This window comes from Rhizobium sp. K33 (assembly GCF_056501445.1).
The window spans coordinates 2907208-2924640 of sequence record NZ_CP096478.1 but is presented as its reverse complement, the minus strand read 5'-3'; the positions used below and the strand labels follow the sequence as shown (position 1 = coordinate 2924640).

Genomic DNA, 17433 nt, shown 5'->3' with positions numbered 1-17433 from the left:
ATTCGCGTATCCCGATCATTAAATAATTCGTCGGCAGGGCAGGGTGTAGTAGGGCCACCTGCTTCATTGCTTGCGAGATGAAACCAAATATTTCAATAGGTTGGTTCGATTGACTTTGGCATTCTTCGAATCGGGTTTGACAGGCTTCAGAATCTTTGCCAGCTTTCCGTCTACCAAACCGTTTTCAAATTATCGGGAGAGTGAACGGATTGGTTGTTTTTTTGGGAGGAGATATCCATGAAGAAGCTCTTGACTGCCGCCTTCATCGTAGCAACCGCCTTGTGCGGAACGGCACAGGCCGCCGAGATTGCCGTTGCCGCCAACTCGACCGGCAAAAACCTCGATTTCCTGCGCAAGATGTTCGCCGAATTTGAAGAAAAGACGGGGCACAAGGTGTCGCTGGTCACTATGCCGCCATCCAGTTCCGAACAGTTTGCCCAGTATCGGCTGTGGCTCGCGGCGGGGAACACCGACGTCGACGTCTACCAGACGGACGTCATCTGGGCGCCGCAACTCGCCGAGCAGTTTGTCGACCTGAAGGATGCGGCCAGCGACGTCATCGACCAGTTCTTCCCGTCGATCATTGAATCCCAGACCGTGGACGGACGGCTTGTCGCCATGCCGATGTTCACCGATGCGCCGGCGCTCTTCTACCGCAAGGACCTTCTGGAGAAACATGGCAAGGAAGTGCCGAAGACATGGGCCGACATGGCGGCGGTCGCCAAGGAGATCCAGGACAAGGAGCGCGAGGCGGGCCAGAAGGATCTGTGGGGTTTCGTCTTCCAGGCCAATGCCTATGAGGGGCTGACCTGCAATGCGCTCGAATGGATCAAGTCTTCGGGCGGCGGGCAGATCGTCGAGCCGGATGGCACGATCTCGGTCAACAACGAGAAGGCGGCAGCAGCGCTCGATCAGGCGAAGTCCTGGATTGGCACCATTTCTCCTCCGGGCGTGCTTGCCTATCAGGAGGAAGAGTCACGCGGCGTGTGGCAGACCGGCAATGCCGTCTTCATGCGCAACTGGCCTTACGCCTATGCACTCGGAAATGGCGAAGACAGCGCCGTGAAGGGCAAGTTCGACGTCACGACCCTGCCGGTTGCGGCAGCCGGCGACAAGCCTTCCTCGACGCTCGGCGGCTGGAACCTTGCCGTCTCCAAGTATTCCGAGGAGCAGGAGGCCTCGATCGAGCTCGTCAAGTTCCTGACATCGACCGAGTCCCAGAAGCGCCGCGCGATCGAGCAGTCGCAGTTGCCGACTTTGCAGGCGCTCTACGACGACCCGGAAATTGCCGAGGCGCATCCCTTCATGCCGCAGTGGAAGCCGATTTTCCAGGATGCCGTACCGCGTCCGTCGGCCACCACCAAGGTCAAGTATAACGAGGTTTCCTCGCGCTTCTGGGGTGCTGTGCACAATACGCTGTCGGGCTCTGGCACTGCAGCCGAAAACCTCGAGCTGCTCGAAATCGAGCTGAACGAACTCATGGGCAGCGGCTGGTGATGCCGGCGCCGGGCGGCCTTCGGGCCGCCCGGCTATCCGTCACCTGCAGGGAGGAACGCCCATGACCGACATCAGCATGCAGAGCACCGTCCGGCCCTTGCCGGCCAAGGCGGTACCCGGCTCGGATCTCAGCGCACAGCGCACCCGCTCCGCCTGGATCTTTCTCGCCCCCACGCTTCTCGTCCTCGCCATGGTGGCCGGTTGGCCCCTCATCCGGACGATCTATTTCAGCTTCACCAATGCCACGCTCAACAATCTCGAAGGTGCCGAGTTCATCGGCTTCTCGAACTACCTTAGCTGGATCACGCTGCAGAGCGGGCGCACCGTCTGGCGCGGCCTGCTCGTCGATCCGGCCTGGTGGGGAGCGGTGTGGAATACGCTGCGATTCACGCTGCTCTCGGTCTCGATCGAGACCGTCCTCGGCATCGTCGTTGCGCTGGTGCTCAATGCCAGCTTCCCCGGTCGGGGCATCGTGCGGGCTGCGATCCTCATACCCTGGGCGATCCCGACGATCGTGTCTGCCAAGATGTGGGCCTGGATGCTCAACGACCAGTTCGGCATTCTGAACGATATCTTTCTCAGTCTCGGGCTGATCAGCCAGAAGATCGCGTGGACGGCCAACCCCGATACGGCGATGGTCGCGGTGCTGATCGTCGATGTGTGGAAGACGACGCCGTTCATGGCGCTGCTGATTCTCGCCGGCCTGCAGATGGTGCCGCAGGATATCTATGAGGCTGCGAAGATCGACGGTGTACATCCGGTCAAGGTGTTCTGGCGCATCACGTTGCCGCTGATCCGGCCGGCGCTGATGGTGGCGGTGATCTTCCGCATGCTCGATGCGCTGCGCATCTTCGATCTCATCTACGTGCTGACGCCGAACAATTCGCAGACCAAGACCATGTCGGTCATGGCGCGCGAGAACCTCTTCGAATTCGACAAGTTCGCCTATGGGGCAGCGGCGTCCACCATGCTGTTCCTGATCATCGCCTCGATCACGGTCATCTACATCGTCTTCGGGCGGGTCAACCTGTCGGGAGGGGACCGCTGATGCCGACGATCCTCAAACAGTCCCTCTTTTACGCGCTGGTCACCGTCATCGTAGTGATCGCGGTCTTCCCGTTCTACTACGCGATCATCACCAGTCTGAAGCCGGGCAGTTCGCTGTTCGACATCAGTTACTGGCCCAAGGTGGTGACCTTCTCGAACTACGAGGGTGTGCTGTCACGCGGCAGCTTCCTGCGCAATCTCGGCAATTCCGTCATGATTGCCAGCATCGTGGTGGCCATCTCGCTGGTTCTAGCGGTCACCGCGTCCTATGCGCTGGCACGCGTGCGGTTCCGGGGCAGGGGGCTTCTGCTGCTCACCATCCTCAGCGTCTCGATGTTTCCGCAGATCGCGGTTCTTGCCGGCCTGTTCGAACTCATCCGCTTCGTCGGGATCTTCAACACGCCCTTCGCGCTGATCTTCTCCTACACGATCTTCACGCTGCCGTTCACCGTCTGGGTGCTCACCACCTTCATGCGGGATCTGCCGATCGAGATCGAGGAGGCGGCGATCGTCGATGGCGCGTCGTCCTGTGTGATCGTGACACAGGTGTTCATGCCGCTGATGTGGCCAGCCCTCGTCACCACAGGGCTGCTCGCCTTCATCGCGGCGTGGAACGAGTTCCTGTTCGCGCTCACCTTCACCTCGTCGAACAGCCAGCGGACGGTGCCGGTCGCCATAGCGCTGCTTTCCGGCGACAGCCAGTTCGAAATCCCCTGGGGCAGCATCATGGCCGCCTCGGTCATCGTCACCGTTCCGCTGGTCGTGCTCGTGCTGATCTTCCAGCGGCGGATCATCTCCGGCCTCACCGCCGGCGGCGTCAAGGGATAGGAGGAAAACCCATGGCTCACATTCAACTCACCGATATCCGCAAGTCCTTCGGTGCCCTCGAGGTCATAAAGGGTGTCGACATGGAAATCCGCTCCGGCGAGTTCATGGTCTTTGTCGGCCCCTCCGGCTGCGGCAAGTCCACCCTGCTGCGCCTGATCGCCGGGCTCGAAGACATCACCCATGGCACGCTTGCCTTCGATGGCGAGGTGATGAACCAGCTGGCGCCCGCCAAGCGCGGCATTGCCATGGTCTTCCAGTCCTATGCGCTTTATCCGCATATGACCGTGTTCGACAACATGGCCTTCGGCATGAAGCTGGCCGGTCAGGACAAGGCGGAGCGCGACCGACGGGTGCGCGAGGCGGCCGACATGCTGCAACTGACGCCTTATCTTGAACGGCTGCCACGGCAGTTATCCGGCGGTCAGCGGCAGCGTGTGGCGATCGGTCGCGCCATCGTTCGCGATCCTCGCGTGTTTCTCTTCGATGAACCGCTCTCCAACCTCGATGCGGCGCTACGCGTGGCGACCCGCCTCGAAATCGCCAAGCTTCACCGCAGCATGCACAACACGACGATGATCTATGTGACCCATGATCAGGTGGAAGCTATGACGCTTGCAGATCGGATCTGCGTGCTGCGCGACGGCGTGGTCGAGCAGATCGGCACGCCGCTCGAACTCTACGAGAACCCGAATTCTCTTTTCGTCGCGGGCTTCATCGGCTCGCCGAAAATGAATTTCCTCGATGGCCGCTTTTCGGAGGAAATGCGCGCCCATACCATCGGCATTCGCTCCGAGCATCTCCTGATTGAACACGGGGGCCGGTGGCGGGGTTCTGTCGTGCATTCCGAGATGCTCGGATCGGACAGCTATGTTTATGTCGACATCGGGACGTCGGAGCCGATCGTCGTCCGGCAGGAGGGTACCGCTACGCTAAAGCCCGGCGAGACCATTGCGCTCTCGCCCATTGAGCACGAACTGCACCGTTTCGACCGCGATGGCCGCGCCATAGGCCGCGGCCTGATGAAAGGCGCTGCTTGAGCGCCATGATGTGATGCGGCTCTCCATGGCGGAGGGCCGAGACCTTAAGGAGAATTCAGATGACGATCAGAACGGTTGTCTGGGGCGAAAACATTCACGAGCGCGAAAACGCCATCGTCCGGGAGATCTATCCCGATGGCATGCATGCGACCATTGCGGCTGCCTTGAACGAGGATAGCGAGATCGAGGCGACGACTGCCACCCTGCAGGAGCCGGAGCACGGGCTTTCCGTCGAGCGGCTGGCGGAGACGGACGTGCTCGTCTGGTGGGGCCACAAGGCACATGGCGAGGTGTCCGACGAGATCGTCGAGCGTGTCGCCAAGCGGGTATGGGAGGGCATGGGTCTGCTCGTCCTGCATTCCGGGCATTTCGCCAAGCCGTTCAAGCGGCTGATGGGCACGCCCTGTGCGCTGAAGTGGCGGGAAGCCGGCGAGCGCGAGCGGATCTGGACGGTCAATCCGGGGCATCCGATTGCCGCCGGCATTCCGGAAAACTTCGTGCTGGAAAACGAGGAAATGTACGGCGAGTTCTTCTCCGTGCCGGAGCCGCTTGAGACGGTGTTCATCTCCTGGTTTGCCGGCGGCGAGATCTTCCGATCGGGCCTGACCTGGCGACGCGGCGCGGGCAACATCTTCTATTTCCGCCCGGGCCACGAAACCTACCCGACCTATCACGATGGGACCGTGCAGCAGGTCATTCGCAACGGCGTGAAATGGGCCTACAATCCGATGCCGCGTTACTCGGCCGTGCATGACGCACCGAATGTGCCGGTGGAGCAGGCGCTGGAGGCGATCATCGAGAGGGGGCCGCGTCTGCATCAGGCTGGCGAGGAAGGCTACAAATGACCACGACGCCAATCCGCCTGCTGATTCTTGGAACCGGTGGCATGGCCAATACCCATGCCATGAACTTTTCGACGATTACCGATGTGCAACTGGTTGCCGCCGTCGATCTCGACATGGCCACCGTCCGCGCCTTTGCCGCGCGGCACAACATCCCCAACACCTTCACCTCGCTGGACGAGGCGATCGCCTGGGGCGAATTCGACGCCGTCACCAATGTGACGCCGGACCGGGTTCACTATCCGACGACGCTCAAGCTGCTGGCTGCAGGCAAGCATGTGATGTGCGAAAAGCCATTGGCCGAGAACTATGCCAAGGCAGACGAAATGGCGACGGCGGCAGAAGCGTCCGGCCTCGTCAACATGGTCAACCTCACCTACCGCAACGTGGCGCAGGTGCAGAAGGCCCGGCAGATGGTTCTGGCCGGCGAGATCGGCAAGGTCCGGCATATCGAGGCCTCCTATCTGCAGAGCTGGCTCGTCTCCAAGGCCTGGGGTGACTGGGCGACCGAGAGCCAGTGGCTCTGGCGCCTGTCGACCAAACACGGGTCGAACGGCGTGCTCGGCGATGTCGGCATCCACATTCTCGACTTCGTCGGTTATGGCGCGGTCACAGAGATCGACCATGTCTTCGCTCGCATGAAGGCTTTCGACAAGGCCCCGGGCAACAGGATCGGCGAATACGATCTCGATGCAAACGATAGCTTCACCATGACTGCCGAGTTCACCAATGGGGCCATGGGTGTCATCCATGCCAGCCGCTGGGCGACGGGGCATCTGAACGAGCTCAGGCTTCGTGTCCATGGTGACAAGGGCGCGCTGGAGGTCATCCACCGTCTCGACGGATCGGTCCTTCGGGCCTGCCTGCAGGAAGATGTGGAAAAGGCCGTCTGGCGCGAAATCGAGGTCGATCCTGTCGAGACGAACTACCAGAAGTTCATCACCGCGATCCGCTCCGGCTATATGCAGGAGCCGAGCTTCCGGCATGCGGCCAACCTGCAGAAGATCCTTGATCTCGCCATGCTGACGGAGGTCGAGCGGCGCGAGCTCGTCGTCTGATATCGGTATCTGAGATGGAAAACGCCGCCCGAGGAGGTTCGGGCGGCGTTTCCATTCTGCGCGACCTTGCGGCCACGCGGGAGCTTTCAGGTCTCAGTAGGAGACGGTGACCGCCGACTTGTCCTTGGCAGACTTGACGGCGGCGTCAGCGAGCGCCAGCGCGATCAGGCCGTCTTCGGCGGACGGTGCCATCGGGGTGCCGTTGTCGAGCGCGTCGATGAAGGCAGAGATTTCAGCGGCATAGGCTGCCGTGTAGCGGGTCATGAAGAAGTCGTGCAGCGGCGGGCGGGTATAGCCATCCTTATTGGCGACTTCGATCGAGACCGGGCGCTGGTTCTCGGCCGAGACCGAGCCGAGCGAACCATGCACTTCGATGCGCTGGTCGTAGCCGTAGGATGCGCGGCGGGAGTTGGAAATGATCGCCTGGCGGCCGCTCTTCGTCGTCAGGATCAGCGAGGCGCTGTCGTAGTCGCCGAGTTCGCCGATCTTGGGATCGACCAGAACCGAGGCCGAGGCCTGGACCGTTTCGATCTCTTCGCCCAGCAGGAAGCGGGCCATGTCGAAGTCATGGATGGTCATGTCGCGGAAGATGCCGCCGGAGACCTTGATGTATTCGGCCGGCGGTGCGCCCGGGTCGCGGCTGGTGATCGTCACCATCTCGACCTGGCCGATCGAGCCCTTGTCGATCTCCTTGCGAACGGCCTGGAAATGCGGATCGAAGCGGCGGTTGAAGCCGAGCATGACCTTGCCGCCAACGGCGCGCACGGTCTCGAGGCAGGCCTTGGCTCTGTCAACATCCAGGTCGATCGGCTTTTCGCAGAAGATCGCCTTGCCGGCCTTGGCGAAGCGCTCGATCAGGTCGGCATGGGTGTTGGTCGGCGTGCAGATGATGACGGCGTCGATGTCCTTGTCGGCTTCGATCTCCTCGATCGTCTTGACCGCGCAGCCGGTCTGGGCGGCGATGGCGTTTGCGGCGTCCGCGAAGGCGTCGGCAACCGCGACGAGTTTCGCGCGCTTGTCTTCGGCAATGGCTTTTGCGTGGACTTTGCCGATGCGGCCGGCGCCCAGAAGTGCCAGTCTCGTGACCATGTTCATTTCCTCCCTGTCACGCCTTGGTCTCTCGTCAAGAGGAGGCGATTGTGGTGTCGTTGGGCGCTCCTGATGGAGGCGCTTGATCGATGTTCCATTTTACGCTGGCAAATGCCATGTTTTGGAATATATGTTCTATTTTGCTAGATCGTGACACGGTTTCTGTCAAGCGTGACGGTGTGTCCGGATGAGGGTAGGGGACGGCATGAGCGAGAACGGCGGACCGCAGACGATCAAAGAGTTCGAGGACCGGTTGCTGGAAGTCTCTGGCAGTCTGCCCAAGCGGCTGAAGCAATGCGCGGACTATGTCGCTGCCAACAAGGATCGCATTGCCGTGTCGACCGTTGCCGAGATGGCGGAAGGGGCGGGCGTGCAGCCGTCCGCCTTCATGCGCTTTTGCCAGATCATGGGTTTCTCCGGCTTTTCGGAGATGCAGAAGCTGTTTCGCGAGAGCTTCGTGGGTGGCTGGCCCGATTATTCGACGCGTCTCCAGCATTTGCGCGAGAAGGCTGAAGGATCGCCCTCCGCCCTGCTCGCGGAATTTGTCGAGGCCGGGCGGCTTTCGCTCGAAAACCTGGTCAAAACCGTTGATCCGCAGGCGATGGAAGTGGCGGTCAAGCAGCTTTCCGAAGCGCGCATGATCCACATCATTGGCCTGCGTCGCTCTTTTCCGGTCGCAAGCTACATGGCCTATGCCTTCGAGAAGATGGGCGTGCCGGCGATGCTGCACAGCGTGGTCGGGCGGCTCGACAATCATCATGCCATCCGCGAAGGAGATGCGCTGCTTGCCGTGACCTTCTCGCCCTATTCCGCCGAGACGCTTGAACTGGTCGAGCAGGTTCGGGCGCGCGGCGTTCCGGTCGTTGCCGTTACCGATACGGTCGTCAGTCCGCTCCGGCGGATGGGGGCGACGCTGCTTTCCGTTTCCGAAGTCGATTTCGGCGCCTTCCGCTCTCTCTCGGCCACGCTCTGTCTGGCGATCGCGCTCTCCGTTGCCGTCGGGACGGCGCGACAGGATGGCTGAACGTCCGTATTGAAATTCTGAAAAATAGAATTTATAGTCCATTTCCAGGTATCGCCGTTCCAAATCGTGGAATGGTTTCGAGGCGGGGCGAAAGATCCCGCATCAAAGGGAGGACATTGCTTGGCTTCGCTCGATCTGATCACGATCGGTCGCTCGTCCGTGGACCTTTACGGGGCCCAGGTCGGCGGTCGGCTGGAGGACATGGCGTCCTTCAACAAGTATATCGGTGGCTCGCCGACCAATATCGCGGCGGGCACTGCGCGGCTGGGTCTCAAGTCGGCGCTGATCACCCGCGTTGGTGACGAGCATATGGGCCGCTTCATCCGTGAGCAGCTGGTCCGCGAGGGCGTCGATGTCCGCGGCGTCAAGACGGATAAGGAGCGGCTCACCGCACTCGTGCTGCTTGGTATCCGGGACGAACGCCAGTTTCCGCTGATCTTCTACCGCGAGAATTGTGCCGACATGGCCCTTTCCGAAGAGGATATCGATCCGGATTTCATCGCCCAGGCGCGCTGCGTCTGCGCCACGGGCACGCATCTGTCGCATCCGCGCACGGAGGCCGCTGTTCTCAAGGCCCTGAAGATTGCCCGCGAGAAGGGTGGCCTGACGGCGCTCGATATCGACTACCGCCCGAACCTCTGGGGTCTTGCCGGGCATGGCGACGGCGAAAGCCGCTTCATCGAATCCGCTCAGGTGACGGCGAAGCTGCAGTCGACGCTGCATCTCTTCAACCTGATCGTCGGCACGGAAGAGGAATTCCACATTGCCGGCGGCTCGACGGACACGATCGAGGCGCTGAAGGCGGTTCGCAAGGTCTCATCCGCGACGCTGGTGTGCAAGCGCGGCCCGATGGGCGCCGTGGTCTTCGACGGTGCGATCCCCGACAGTCTCGACGCCGGCCAGACCGGCCAGGGTTTCCCGATCGAGGTTTTCAACGTGCTCGGCGCCGGGGATGGCTTCATGTCGGGGCTCCTGAAAGGCTGGCTCACCGGCCAGGATTGGCCGACCAGCCTAAAGTTCGCCAATGCCTGCGGCGCCTTCGCCGTGTCGCGCCACGGCTGCACGCCGGCCTATCCGAGCTGGGAAGAGCTGCAGTATTTCTTCAAGACCGGCATCAGGAACAAGGCGTTGCGCAAGGACGAAGCCCTGGAGCAGGTGCATTGGTCGACCAACCGCAAGGGTGACTGGTCGACGATGCGGGTCTTCGCCTTCGATCATCGCATGCAACTCGAAGCCATGGCCAGAGAAGCCGGCGTTGCCGACGAGAAGATCGGCGCCTTCAAGAACCTCTGCCTCGATGCAGCACTTAAAGTCTCCGGCGGCAATTCCGGTCATGGCCTGCTCTGCGACAGCCGTCTCGGTCGCGAGGCGCTCTATCGGGCTGCCGGCACGGGCCTCTGGATCGGTCGTCCCGTTGAATGGCCGGGCTCGCGCCCGCTGACGCTGGAGCCGGAAATCGGCCCCGATTTCGGCGGCCTCGTCGAATGGCCGCTCGAACACGTGGTCAAGGTTCTCTGCTTCTATCACCCCGAAGATAGCGCAGAGATGAAGGCCGAGCAGGAAAAGACCGTGCAGCGGCTCTTCCATTCGGCGCGCCGCAATCGCCTCGAATTCCTGCTGGAGGTCATCCCCTCCAAGGTCGGCGCCTGCGATGACGAGACGGTGGCCAAGATCATCGAGCGTTTCTATGAAATCGGCGTCTATCCCGACTGGTGGAAGCTCGAGCCGATGAAGACCAAGGCGTCCTGGGCCAATGCCTGCAACGCCATCGAACGCAACGATCCGAACACGCGCGGCATCGTGGTGCTCGGCCTGGATGCGCCGCAGGCGGAGCTTGAGGAGAGTTTCCAGCTTGCTGCCGGTTTCGATCTGGTCAAAGGTTTCGCCGTCGGTCGGACCATCTTTGGCGACGCTGCCCGCAAGTGGCTCGCCGGCAGCATCAATGACGCCCAGGCCGTGGAGGACATGGCGGCCCGTTACCAGAGCCTCTGCGCGATCTGGGATGCGGCACGCCAGAAGGCGGTTTCCGCCAAGGGAGGAAAAGCATGAAGATGATCCGGTTGACCGCCGCCCAGGCGATGGTGCGTTACCTCGCCAACCAGATGAATGAGGATGGCGTTCCCTATATCGCCGGCATGTGGGCGATCTTCGGTCACGGCAATGTCGCCGGCATCGGCGAGGCGCTTTACGGCATCCGCGAGGAACTGCCGACCTATCGCGGCCAGAACGAGCAGTCGATGGCGCATGCGGCGATCGCCTATGCCAAGCAGCTCGGCCGCCGTCGCGCCATGGCGGTGACCTCGTCGATCGGCCCCGGCGCGCTGAACATGGTGACGGCGGCGGCACTCGCGCATGTCAACCGGCTACCGGTGCTGTTCATTCCCGGCGACGTCTTTGCCAATCGCGGCCCCGATCCCGTGCTGCAGCAGATCGAGGATTTCGGCGACGGCACGATGTCGGCGAATGACTGCTTCCGCCCTGTCTCGCGCTATTTCGACCGCATCATGCGCCCGGAGCAGCTTCTAACCGCGTTGCCACGCGCCATGCGCACGCTGACGGACCCCGCCGATTGCGGCCCCGTCACGCTCGCCTTTTGCCAGGACGTGCAAGCCGAGGCTTACGATTACCCTGAAAGCTTCTTCACGAAGAAAACCTGGCGCTTCCGTCGTCCGGAACCCGATGTCGTGGAATTCGAAGCAGCGGTTGCGGCGCTGAAGGCTGCGAAGAACCCTGTGATCGTCGCCGGTGGCGGCGTGCATTTTTCGGGCGCGACAGACACGCTGAAGGCTTTCGTCGAGAAGCACCAGATCCCCGTCGTCGAGACCCAGGCCGGCAAGTCGGCACTGGCGTGGGATCATGGTCTGAACTTCGGCCCTGTCGGCGTGACCGGTGCCGAAAGCGCCAATGTCGTCTCGGAAAAGGCTGATCTCGTCATCGGTGTCGGTACGCGTTTCCAGGATTTCACCACCGGCTCTTGGGCGCTGTTCAAGAACCCTGATCGCAAGATCCTGGCGCTCAATGTGCAGCCTTACGACAGCGCCAAGCATGATGCGATCCCGCTCGTTGCGGATGCGAAGATCGGCCTCGAAAAGCTCTCGGCGGCGCTCGGCGATCACACGTTCGCCGCACCGGATGCCGGTCTCAAGGCCTCCTGGTTCGCCAAGGCGGATGCCGTCACAGCAGCACCCACCGACAGCAATGCGTTGCCGACCGACATGCAGGTGATCGGTGCGGTGCAGCGCGCCTCACGGGACAATACGGTCGTCATGTGTGCCGCCGGCACCATGCCGGGCGAATTGCATCAGCTGTGGAAGTCGAAGCTGCCGCTCTCCTATCACATGGAATACGGCTTCTCCTGCATGGGTTATGAGATCGCCGGCGGTCTCGGCATCAAGATGGCCGAGCCCGATCGCGACGTCATCGTCATGGTTGGCGACGGCTCCTACATGATGATGAATTCGGAACTCGCGACAGCTGTCGGCATGGGCGTGAAGATCACTGTCGTGATCACCGACAACAGGGGCTACGGCTGCATCAACCGGCTGCAGATGGGCACCGGCGGCGCGCAGTTCAACAACCTCTATGCCCATTCGAATGTCAGCCCGATCGCCATCGATTTCGCCGCACACGCGGCCTCGATGGGCGCGCGGTCGCACAAGGTGTCGTCGATTTCAGAGCTGGAAACGGCGCTTGATGCCGCCCGCGCGGCGACCGAGACCACGGTGATCGTCATCGACACCGATCCTTATCCGACCACCGGAGCCGGCGGTTCCTGGTGGGATGTCGCGGTGCCGGAAGTCTCCGCCCGCGCCGAAGTCAATCAAGCCCGCATTGCCTATGAAGCGGCTCTGAAGGAAAGAACCTGATCATGATCCTTTTCGGAACCAACCCGATTGCCTGGTCGAACGATGACGACCGCCGTCTCGGTGCCCATATCAGCCTCGAACAGTGCCTGGACGAGACCGCCAAGATCGGTTTCGACGGCATCGAAAAGGGCCACAAGCTGCCGACCGATCCTGCCGGATTGAAGTCGGTGCTCGAGCCGCGCGGCCTGAAATTTGTCTCCGGCTGGCATTCGCTGAACCTGCTCACCAACACGATCGAGCAAGAAAAGGCCGCTATGCAGCCCTTCCTCGATGTGCTCAAGGCCATGGGCTGCAAGGTCATCATCGTCTGCGAAACCTCGAACGCCATCCATGGTGCCGATGATGTGGCGCTGGCCGATCGTCCTGTCCTGTCCGATGCCGAATGGGCCAAGTTCGGCGCCGGCGTCGAAGCGCTGGCCGAATTCTCGGCTGCCCAAGGCATCTCGCTCGTCTATCACCACCACATGGGCACGGTCGTCGAGACCGAGGCCGAGATCGACAAGCTGATGGAGCATACGGGCCCGCATGCCAAGTTGCTGCTCGACACCGGCCATTGCTATTTCGGCGGCGGTAACCCGGAAGCGGTCGCGAAAAAATACATGCACCGCGTCGGCCATATCCACGCGAAGAATGTTCGTCCCGTCATCGCCGAGCAGGTACGGAACGAGAAGCTCTCCTTCCTCGAAGGTGTGCGCCGTGGCGTGTTCACCGTTCCCGGCGATAGCGAAGGCGGCGTGAACTTCTTTCCGGTGCTGAAGATCGCGGCCGAGCATGGCTATCAGGGCTGGGTGGTCATCGAGGCCGAGCAGGACCCGGATGTGCGCAATCCCTTCGAGTATCAAAGCCTCGGTCTCAAGTCGCTCAAGGGCTTTGCCAAGGAAGCCGGCCTGATCTGATGTTGCCACGGGGCGGAGCATACCTCCGCCTCGTGTTTTGACAGATCGCGGATTTGGGCTCTATTGCAGGCTGCCTTGAAAACACTGACTGCCGGGAGCAGACCTTGAAGTTCCAGATCCTCGATCCGACCCATCCCTTCTTCAAGCCGCTGTGGCGCCGCATTCTCTGCGTTGTCCTGCCTTTGGCCTGGGCCGGGGTGGAGTATTCGAACGGTGCGACCGGCTGGGCGATGATCTTTGTCGCAGCCGGGCTCTACGCGGCCTATGAGCTGCTCTTCATGTACGACCACACGATGAAAAAGGCCGAGGCAAAAGCCGAAGCCGAACGGGCGCGGATTGCGGCAGAGGCCGAACGTTCCGACGCCGATTAAGGGAGACGGAAATGACCGATCTGTTGCGCAAGCCTTCCGGCATCTCGGGCAAGGTCCATGACATCACGCCTGCCAGCGCCGGTTGGGGCTATGTCGGCTTTGGGCTTTATCACCTGGAGCCGGGCGAGCGTGCTGCGGAACAGACCGGCGAGACGGAAGTCATTCTGGTGCTCGTCGAGGGCAAAGCGAAGATCATCGGCTCCGGCAAGGATTTCGGCGAACTCGGCGATCGCATGAAGGTCTTTGAAAAGAAGCCGCCGCACTGCGTCTATGTGCCGGCCGGGAGCAACTGGACGGCGGAAGCGACGACGGATTGTGTGCTGGCGATTTGCACGGCGCCGGCCATGCCGGGCCGCGAGGCGCAGCAGATCGGGCCGGATGGGATTTCACTCGTCGAGCGCGGCAAGGGCGCCAATACAAGGCATATCTATCCGATCGCGATGGAAGATCGCGATGTCGCCGACAGCCTGCTGGTGACGGAGGTCTTCACGCCCTCGGGCAATTGGTCGTCCTATCCGCCGCATCGGCATGACGAGGACAATTATCCCGAGATGACCTATCTCGAGGAGACCTATTACCACCGCCTCAATCCAGCCCAGGGCTTCGGTTTCCAGCGTGTCTTCACCGAGGACGGCTCGCTCGACGAGACCATGGCGGTGTCTGATGGCGATGTGGTGCTGGTGCCGAAGGGGCACCATCCCTGCGGTGTGCCGCATGGCTACGAGATGTATTATCTGAACGTCATGGCTGGCCCCTTGCGCAAATGGCGTTTCCAGAACCATCCGGATCACGACTGGATCTATCAGCGCGACAGTAAGTAAGCTTGGGCGAAGGCGGCCATCGCCTTCACGAATGCGTTCTCTGGAACAATTCCAAATCCGTTCATCGATTGGCGCCGTAGTGGGAGCACAACGCGCCAATGATGGAGACGCACCCATGCCCAAGTTCAGCTTGGCCCTTGTCGGGCTTGCCCTGAGCCTGCTGCCGTCCACCGGACAGGCAGCCGATCGGTTTACATTTGAAGAATACTTTGCCGGACGCACGGAAGCCGTTGGCTCGTTCAGCGCCATCAATGGCGTCAGGCGGACCTTCACCGTCGACCTCACCGGGAACTGGGACGGTAAAACGCTGACGCTTCGCGAGGATTTCGTGTTCGACGATGGCACGGAGGACCGCAAGACCTGGCGGTTCACCAAGACCAGCCCGACCACCTATAGCGGCACCCGCGAGGACGTGATCGGCGAGACGACGGTGCGGCTGAACGGTGCCGTCGCCCGCTTCAACTATCTCGTCTATCTGAGCCCGGAAACGCAGGGAAACAAGGTGCGCTTCTGGGACAAGATGGTGCTGCGCGAGGACGGGACGGTGCTGAACACGGCGCTCGTCACCAAGTTCGGCATTCCGGTCGCCAAGACCACTGTCGAGTTCCGCAAGCCGGGCTACTCGCACAAGACGGCGAGCCGCTGAGACCTACCGGCTTTGTGCTGCGAGCCAGCGGTCGATGCCGCTGGCGGCGGCAATGCCGGTTGCAAAGCAGGCGGTGAGCAGATAGCCCCCGGTCGGGGCCTCCCAGTCGAGCATTTCGCCTGCCACAAACGTGCCCGGGCGGGCCTGCAACATGAAGCCATCGTCGATGGCGTCGAGGGCCACGCCACCTGCGGTCGAGATCGCCTCGGCGATCGTGCGGGGGCGTTTGACCGGGAGCGGCAAAGCCTTGATGAGGTTCGCGAGGCCACTCGCGTCACGCTGGTTGGCTGTCGGATCGACTTCGCGCAGCAGGGCGATCTTCACGCCGTCGAGATTGGCGGCCTTCTTCAATCGTGTCGAAAAACTTGCCTTGCGATCCTGACGCGCGAGGTCTGCGACGAGCTTCTCCTCCGTCCGGCCCGGTGCGAGATCCAGCATGAGTGCTGCTTGGCCGTCCCGGTCGAGCGCATCTCGAAGTGCCGCCGAATGGGCATAGATCAGGCTGCCTTCGATGCCGCCCCGGCTGATGACGAATTCGCCCTGGGTGGTGCCTGCCGCCGACGTGGCCTTGACCGACTTGACCGGTTGGCCGGAAAAGCGTGCATCGAAGCTCTCGGAGAAATCGCAGTCGAAGCCGCAATTGGCCGGGCGAAGGGGGACAATATCGATGCCTTCTGCTTTCAGCAGCGGCACCCAGGCGGCATCTGAGCCGAGCTTCGGCCAGCTGGCGCCACCGAGCGCGAGAAGTGTTGCGTCGGCGGTGACGTGCTTCTGACCCTCGGGAGTGTCGAAGATCAAGGGCTTTCCGTCGAAACCCGTCCACCGATGCCGGGTGAGGATGGTCACGCCCATGCCTTCCAACCGCTTCAGCCAGGCGCGCAACAGCGGCGAGGCCTTCATCACCTTCGGGAAGACGCGGCCTGATGTGCCGACAAAGGTTTCCGTGCCGAGGTCGGCTGCCCAGACCCGGATGGCGTCCGGCGTCATCAGGTCGAGCACGGGGCGCAGTCGGCTGTTCGCCGCACCATAGCGGGTGACGAAACGCGCATAGTCCTCGGCATGGGTGATGTTGAGGCCGGACTTGCCGGCGAGCAGGAACTTGCGGCCGACCGTCGGCATGGCGTCGTAGACGGTGACGAAATGGCCCTTGCCGGCGAGATGCTCTGCCGCCATCAGGCCCGCCGGGCCTCCGCCGATGATCGCCACGCTCTTCGACATCCGTGATCAGTCCAGCTTGAAGGTCGAAAGGCGCGAGACCAGACCCTCGATCGTCGCGCTGTCGGCATTGGCGAAGGCAAAGCGCAAGTAATCCTGACAATCGTCGCCGAAATAGGCGCCGGGGATGCAGAGCACGCCGGCCTTCTTTGCCAGTCGTTCGGCGACATAGGCAGACTTCTCGCCGGGAAAGGGATGGCGGATGAAGGCGAAATAGGCGCCGAGCGAGTCCATCTTCCAGTCGGGCAGTTGCTGCACCACGCCCTTCAACGTCTCGGCGCGTTTGAGGATTTCGATGCGGTTGTCGCCGCGCCATGCCTTCAGTGCGGGAATCGCCTTGGCCACAGCTGCCTGCGGCGCGCGGGGGGCGCAGATCTGCAGATTGTCCATGACCTTGGCGATTTCCGAGACGGCGTGGGGACCGGCGGTGATCGCGCCCAGGCGATGGCCAGGGATGCAGAAGGATTTGGAGAAGGAGTAGAGGAGAATGAGGTTCTCGTCCCAGTCGGGGATCGAGAGCAGATCGTGAGGCCGTCCCTCGCCGGGCACAAAATCGCGATAGGTCTCGTCGAGGATGAGGAAGGCACCCGCCTTGCGGCAGGCCTCGAAGGCCTGGCGCAGCAGGTCCGCCGGATAGATGGCGCCCGTCGGGTTGTTGGGCGAGACCAGCGCCACGGCCTTGACGCCCTTCGCCAGGGCCGCCTCGATGCCTTCGATGGTGGGTACTAAACCGGTGGCGGGATCCAGCGGGATCAGCTCGCGGCGGATGCCCATCATCGCCAGCGTGGTTTCCTGGTTGAAGTAGAAGGGATCCGTCAGCGCCACCGCATCCCCGCTCGCCGCGATCGCCTGCACCGTTGCCATGAAAGCCTGGTTGCAGCCTGCCGTGATGTGGATGTTTTCTGCCTTGACCGGCGCGCCATACACGGAAGCGACTTCTGCCGCGTAGGCCTCGCGTAGCGGCGCTTCGCCTTCGATCGGACCATAGCCGGCATTCGCGCGGGCGGAAGCGGCTTCCGCCAGCCAGGCGAAGAGATCGGGATGCGGCGGATAACCGGGCACCGCCTGGCTCAGGTCGATCATCGGGCCGGCTGCGCCGTCATAGGCGCGCGCCCAGGCGAAGACCGAGGGAACGGGCGGCGCCGAGAGATCTGCGACGAGCGGATTGAAGGGGGCGGCGGGCATGGCAGGTTCCT

16 protein-coding genes are annotated in these 17433 nt (G+C 62.1%); 13 read left to right on the top strand and 3 right to left on the bottom strand.

Annotated features, from left to right (window positions below):
- The first annotated feature begins 237 nt into the window (after window positions 1-237).
- The 6 genes from M1E12_RS14320 (at window position 238) to M1E12_RS14295 (ending at window position 6309) form a co-directional block, all read left to right on the top strand.
- Entirely contained in the window at window positions 238-1497 is a 1260-nt protein-coding gene (locus tag M1E12_RS14320) for an ABC transporter substrate-binding protein (RefSeq protein ID WP_479562264.1), read from the top strand.
- 61 nt (window positions 1498-1558) lie between these two features.
- Entirely contained in the window at window positions 1559-2545 is a 987-nt protein-coding gene (locus tag M1E12_RS14315; RefSeq protein ID WP_479562263.1) for a carbohydrate ABC transporter permease, read from the top strand.
- The gene (locus M1E12_RS14310; protein WP_479562262.1) at window positions 2545-3372 is read left to right on the top strand and encodes a carbohydrate ABC transporter permease; all 828 of its coding nucleotides are present in this window, start codon (window positions 2545-2547) and stop codon (window positions 3370-3372) included. The genes M1E12_RS14315 and M1E12_RS14310 overlap by 1 nt, the downstream gene beginning before the upstream one ends.
- An 11-nt stretch (window positions 3373-3383) precedes the next feature.
- The gene (locus M1E12_RS14305) at window positions 3384-4409 is read left to right on the top strand and encodes an ABC transporter ATP-binding protein (protein ID WP_479562261.1); all 1026 of its coding nucleotides are present in this window, start codon (window positions 3384-3386) and stop codon (window positions 4407-4409) included.
- A gap of 59 nt (window positions 4410-4468) precedes the next feature.
- Window positions 4469-5254 carry a ThuA domain-containing protein gene (locus M1E12_RS14300; protein ID WP_479562260.1) on the top strand — a complete coding sequence of 262 codons (786 nt, stop codon included), beginning with the start codon at window positions 4469-4471 and terminating at the stop codon, window positions 5252-5254.
- Window positions 5251-6309: a Gfo/Idh/MocA family protein gene (locus tag M1E12_RS14295; RefSeq protein ID WP_167494849.1), complete on the top strand. Its 1059-nt coding sequence runs from the start codon at window positions 5251-5253 to the stop codon at window positions 6307-6309. Before M1E12_RS14300 ends, M1E12_RS14295 begins: the two co-directional genes overlap by 4 nt.
- Before the next feature lie 93 nt (window positions 6310-6402).
- Here the strand turns inward: M1E12_RS14295 and iolG are convergent, their stop codons facing one another.
- Entirely contained in the window at window positions 6403-7398 is a 996-nt protein-coding gene (iolG, locus tag M1E12_RS14290) for an inositol 2-dehydrogenase (RefSeq protein ID WP_479562259.1), read from the bottom strand.
- Between the two features lie 205 nt (window positions 7399-7603).
- On the opposite strand from iolG, the gene M1E12_RS14285 reads away from it, so the two are divergent.
- The 7 genes from M1E12_RS14285 (at window position 7604) to M1E12_RS14255 (ending at window position 15022) form a co-directional block, all read left to right on the top strand.
- A complete protein-coding gene (locus M1E12_RS14285) occupies window positions 7604-8422 on the top strand; it encodes a MurR/RpiR family transcriptional regulator (protein WP_479562258.1) in 819 nt (272 codons plus the stop codon).
- Between the two features lie 120 nt (window positions 8423-8542).
- Complete coding sequence (locus M1E12_RS14280; RefSeq protein WP_479562257.1) at window positions 8543-10471, top strand: bifunctional 5-dehydro-2-deoxygluconokinase/5-dehydro-2-deoxyphosphogluconate aldolase; 1929 nt, start codon at window positions 8543-8545, stop codon at window positions 10469-10471.
- The gene (gene iolD / locus M1E12_RS14275; protein ID WP_479562256.1) at window positions 10468-12288 is read left to right on the top strand and encodes a 3D-(3,5/4)-trihydroxycyclohexane-1,2-dione acylhydrolase (decyclizing); all 1821 of its coding nucleotides are present in this window, start codon (window positions 10468-10470) and stop codon (window positions 12286-12288) included. Before M1E12_RS14280 ends, iolD begins: the two co-directional genes overlap by 4 nt.
- A gap of 2 nt (window positions 12289-12290) precedes the next feature.
- A complete protein-coding gene (gene iolE / locus M1E12_RS14270) occupies window positions 12291-13184 on the top strand; it encodes a myo-inosose-2 dehydratase (RefSeq protein ID WP_479562255.1) in 894 nt (297 codons plus the stop codon).
- Window positions 13185-13288: 104 nt separating this feature from the next.
- On the top strand, window positions 13289-13555 hold the full coding sequence (locus M1E12_RS14265; protein WP_136537979.1) for a hypothetical protein: 267 nt from the start codon (window positions 13289-13291) through the stop codon (window positions 13553-13555).
- An 11-nt stretch (window positions 13556-13566) separates the two neighbouring features.
- Complete coding sequence (iolB, locus tag M1E12_RS14260) at window positions 13567-14376, top strand: 5-deoxy-glucuronate isomerase (RefSeq protein WP_479562254.1); 810 nt, start codon at window positions 13567-13569, stop codon at window positions 14374-14376.
- A gap of 115 nt (window positions 14377-14491) precedes the next feature.
- Entirely contained in the window at window positions 14492-15022 is a 531-nt protein-coding gene (locus M1E12_RS14255) for a DUF3833 family protein (protein ID WP_479562253.1), read from the top strand.
- Between the two features lie 3 nt (window positions 15023-15025).
- Here M1E12_RS14255 and M1E12_RS14250 read toward each other — a convergent pair whose 3' ends face one another.
- Together M1E12_RS14250 and M1E12_RS14245 are read right to left on the bottom strand one after the other, a co-directional pair.
- Entirely contained in the window at window positions 15026-16240 is a 1215-nt protein-coding gene (locus tag M1E12_RS14250; protein WP_479562252.1) for a TIGR03862 family flavoprotein, read from the bottom strand.
- A 6-nt stretch (window positions 16241-16246) separates the two neighbouring features.
- Window positions 16247-17422, bottom strand: a complete 1176-nt coding sequence (locus tag M1E12_RS14245) for an aminotransferase (RefSeq protein WP_479562251.1) — start codon at window positions 17420-17422, stop codon at window positions 16247-16249.
- Window positions 17423-17433 lie beyond the last annotated feature (11 nt).

What these genes read in the sequence shown, in the direction of transcription:
- M1E12_RS14320 (WP_479562264.1), top strand. Translation starts at nt 238, where the DNA reads ATGAAGAAGCTCTTGACTGCCGCCTTCATCGTAGCAACCGCCTTGTGC.
- M1E12_RS14315 (WP_479562263.1), top strand. Translation starts at nt 1,559, where the DNA reads ATGACCGACATCAGCATGCAGAGCACCGTCCGGCCCTTGCCGGCCAAG.
- M1E12_RS14310 (WP_479562262.1), top strand. Translation starts at nt 2,545, where the DNA reads ATGCCGACGATCCTCAAACAGTCCCTCTTTTACGCGCTGGTCACCGTC.
- M1E12_RS14305 (WP_479562261.1), top strand. Translation starts at nt 3,384, where the DNA reads ATGGCTCACATTCAACTCACCGATATCCGCAAGTCCTTCGGTGCCCTC.
- M1E12_RS14300 (WP_479562260.1), top strand. Translation starts at nt 4,469, where the DNA reads ATGACGATCAGAACGGTTGTCTGGGGCGAAAACATTCACGAGCGCGAA.
- M1E12_RS14295 (WP_167494849.1), top strand. Translation starts at nt 5,251, where the DNA reads ATGACCACGACGCCAATCCGCCTGCTGATTCTTGGAACCGGTGGCATG.
- iolG (WP_479562259.1), bottom strand. Translation starts at nt 7,398, where the DNA reads ATGGTCACGAGACTGGCACTTCTGGGCGCCGGCCGCATCGGCAAAGTC.
- M1E12_RS14285 (WP_479562258.1), top strand. Translation starts at nt 7,604, where the DNA reads ATGAGCGAGAACGGCGGACCGCAGACGATCAAAGAGTTCGAGGACCGG.
- iolD (WP_479562256.1), top strand. Translation starts at nt 10,468, where the DNA reads ATGAAGATGATCCGGTTGACCGCCGCCCAGGCGATGGTGCGTTACCTC.
- iolE (WP_479562255.1), top strand. Translation starts at nt 12,291, where the DNA reads ATGATCCTTTTCGGAACCAACCCGATTGCCTGGTCGAACGATGACGAC.
- iolB (WP_479562254.1), top strand. Translation starts at nt 13,567, where the DNA reads ATGACCGATCTGTTGCGCAAGCCTTCCGGCATCTCGGGCAAGGTCCAT.
- M1E12_RS14255 (WP_479562253.1), top strand. Translation starts at nt 14,492, where the DNA reads ATGCCCAAGTTCAGCTTGGCCCTTGTCGGGCTTGCCCTGAGCCTGCTG.
- M1E12_RS14250 (WP_479562252.1), bottom strand. Translation starts at nt 16,240, where the DNA reads ATGTCGAAGAGCGTGGCGATCATCGGCGGAGGCCCGGCGGGCCTGATG.
- M1E12_RS14245 (WP_479562251.1), bottom strand. Translation starts at nt 17,422, where the DNA reads ATGCCCGCCGCCCCCTTCAATCCGCTCGTCGCAGATCTCTCGGCGCCG.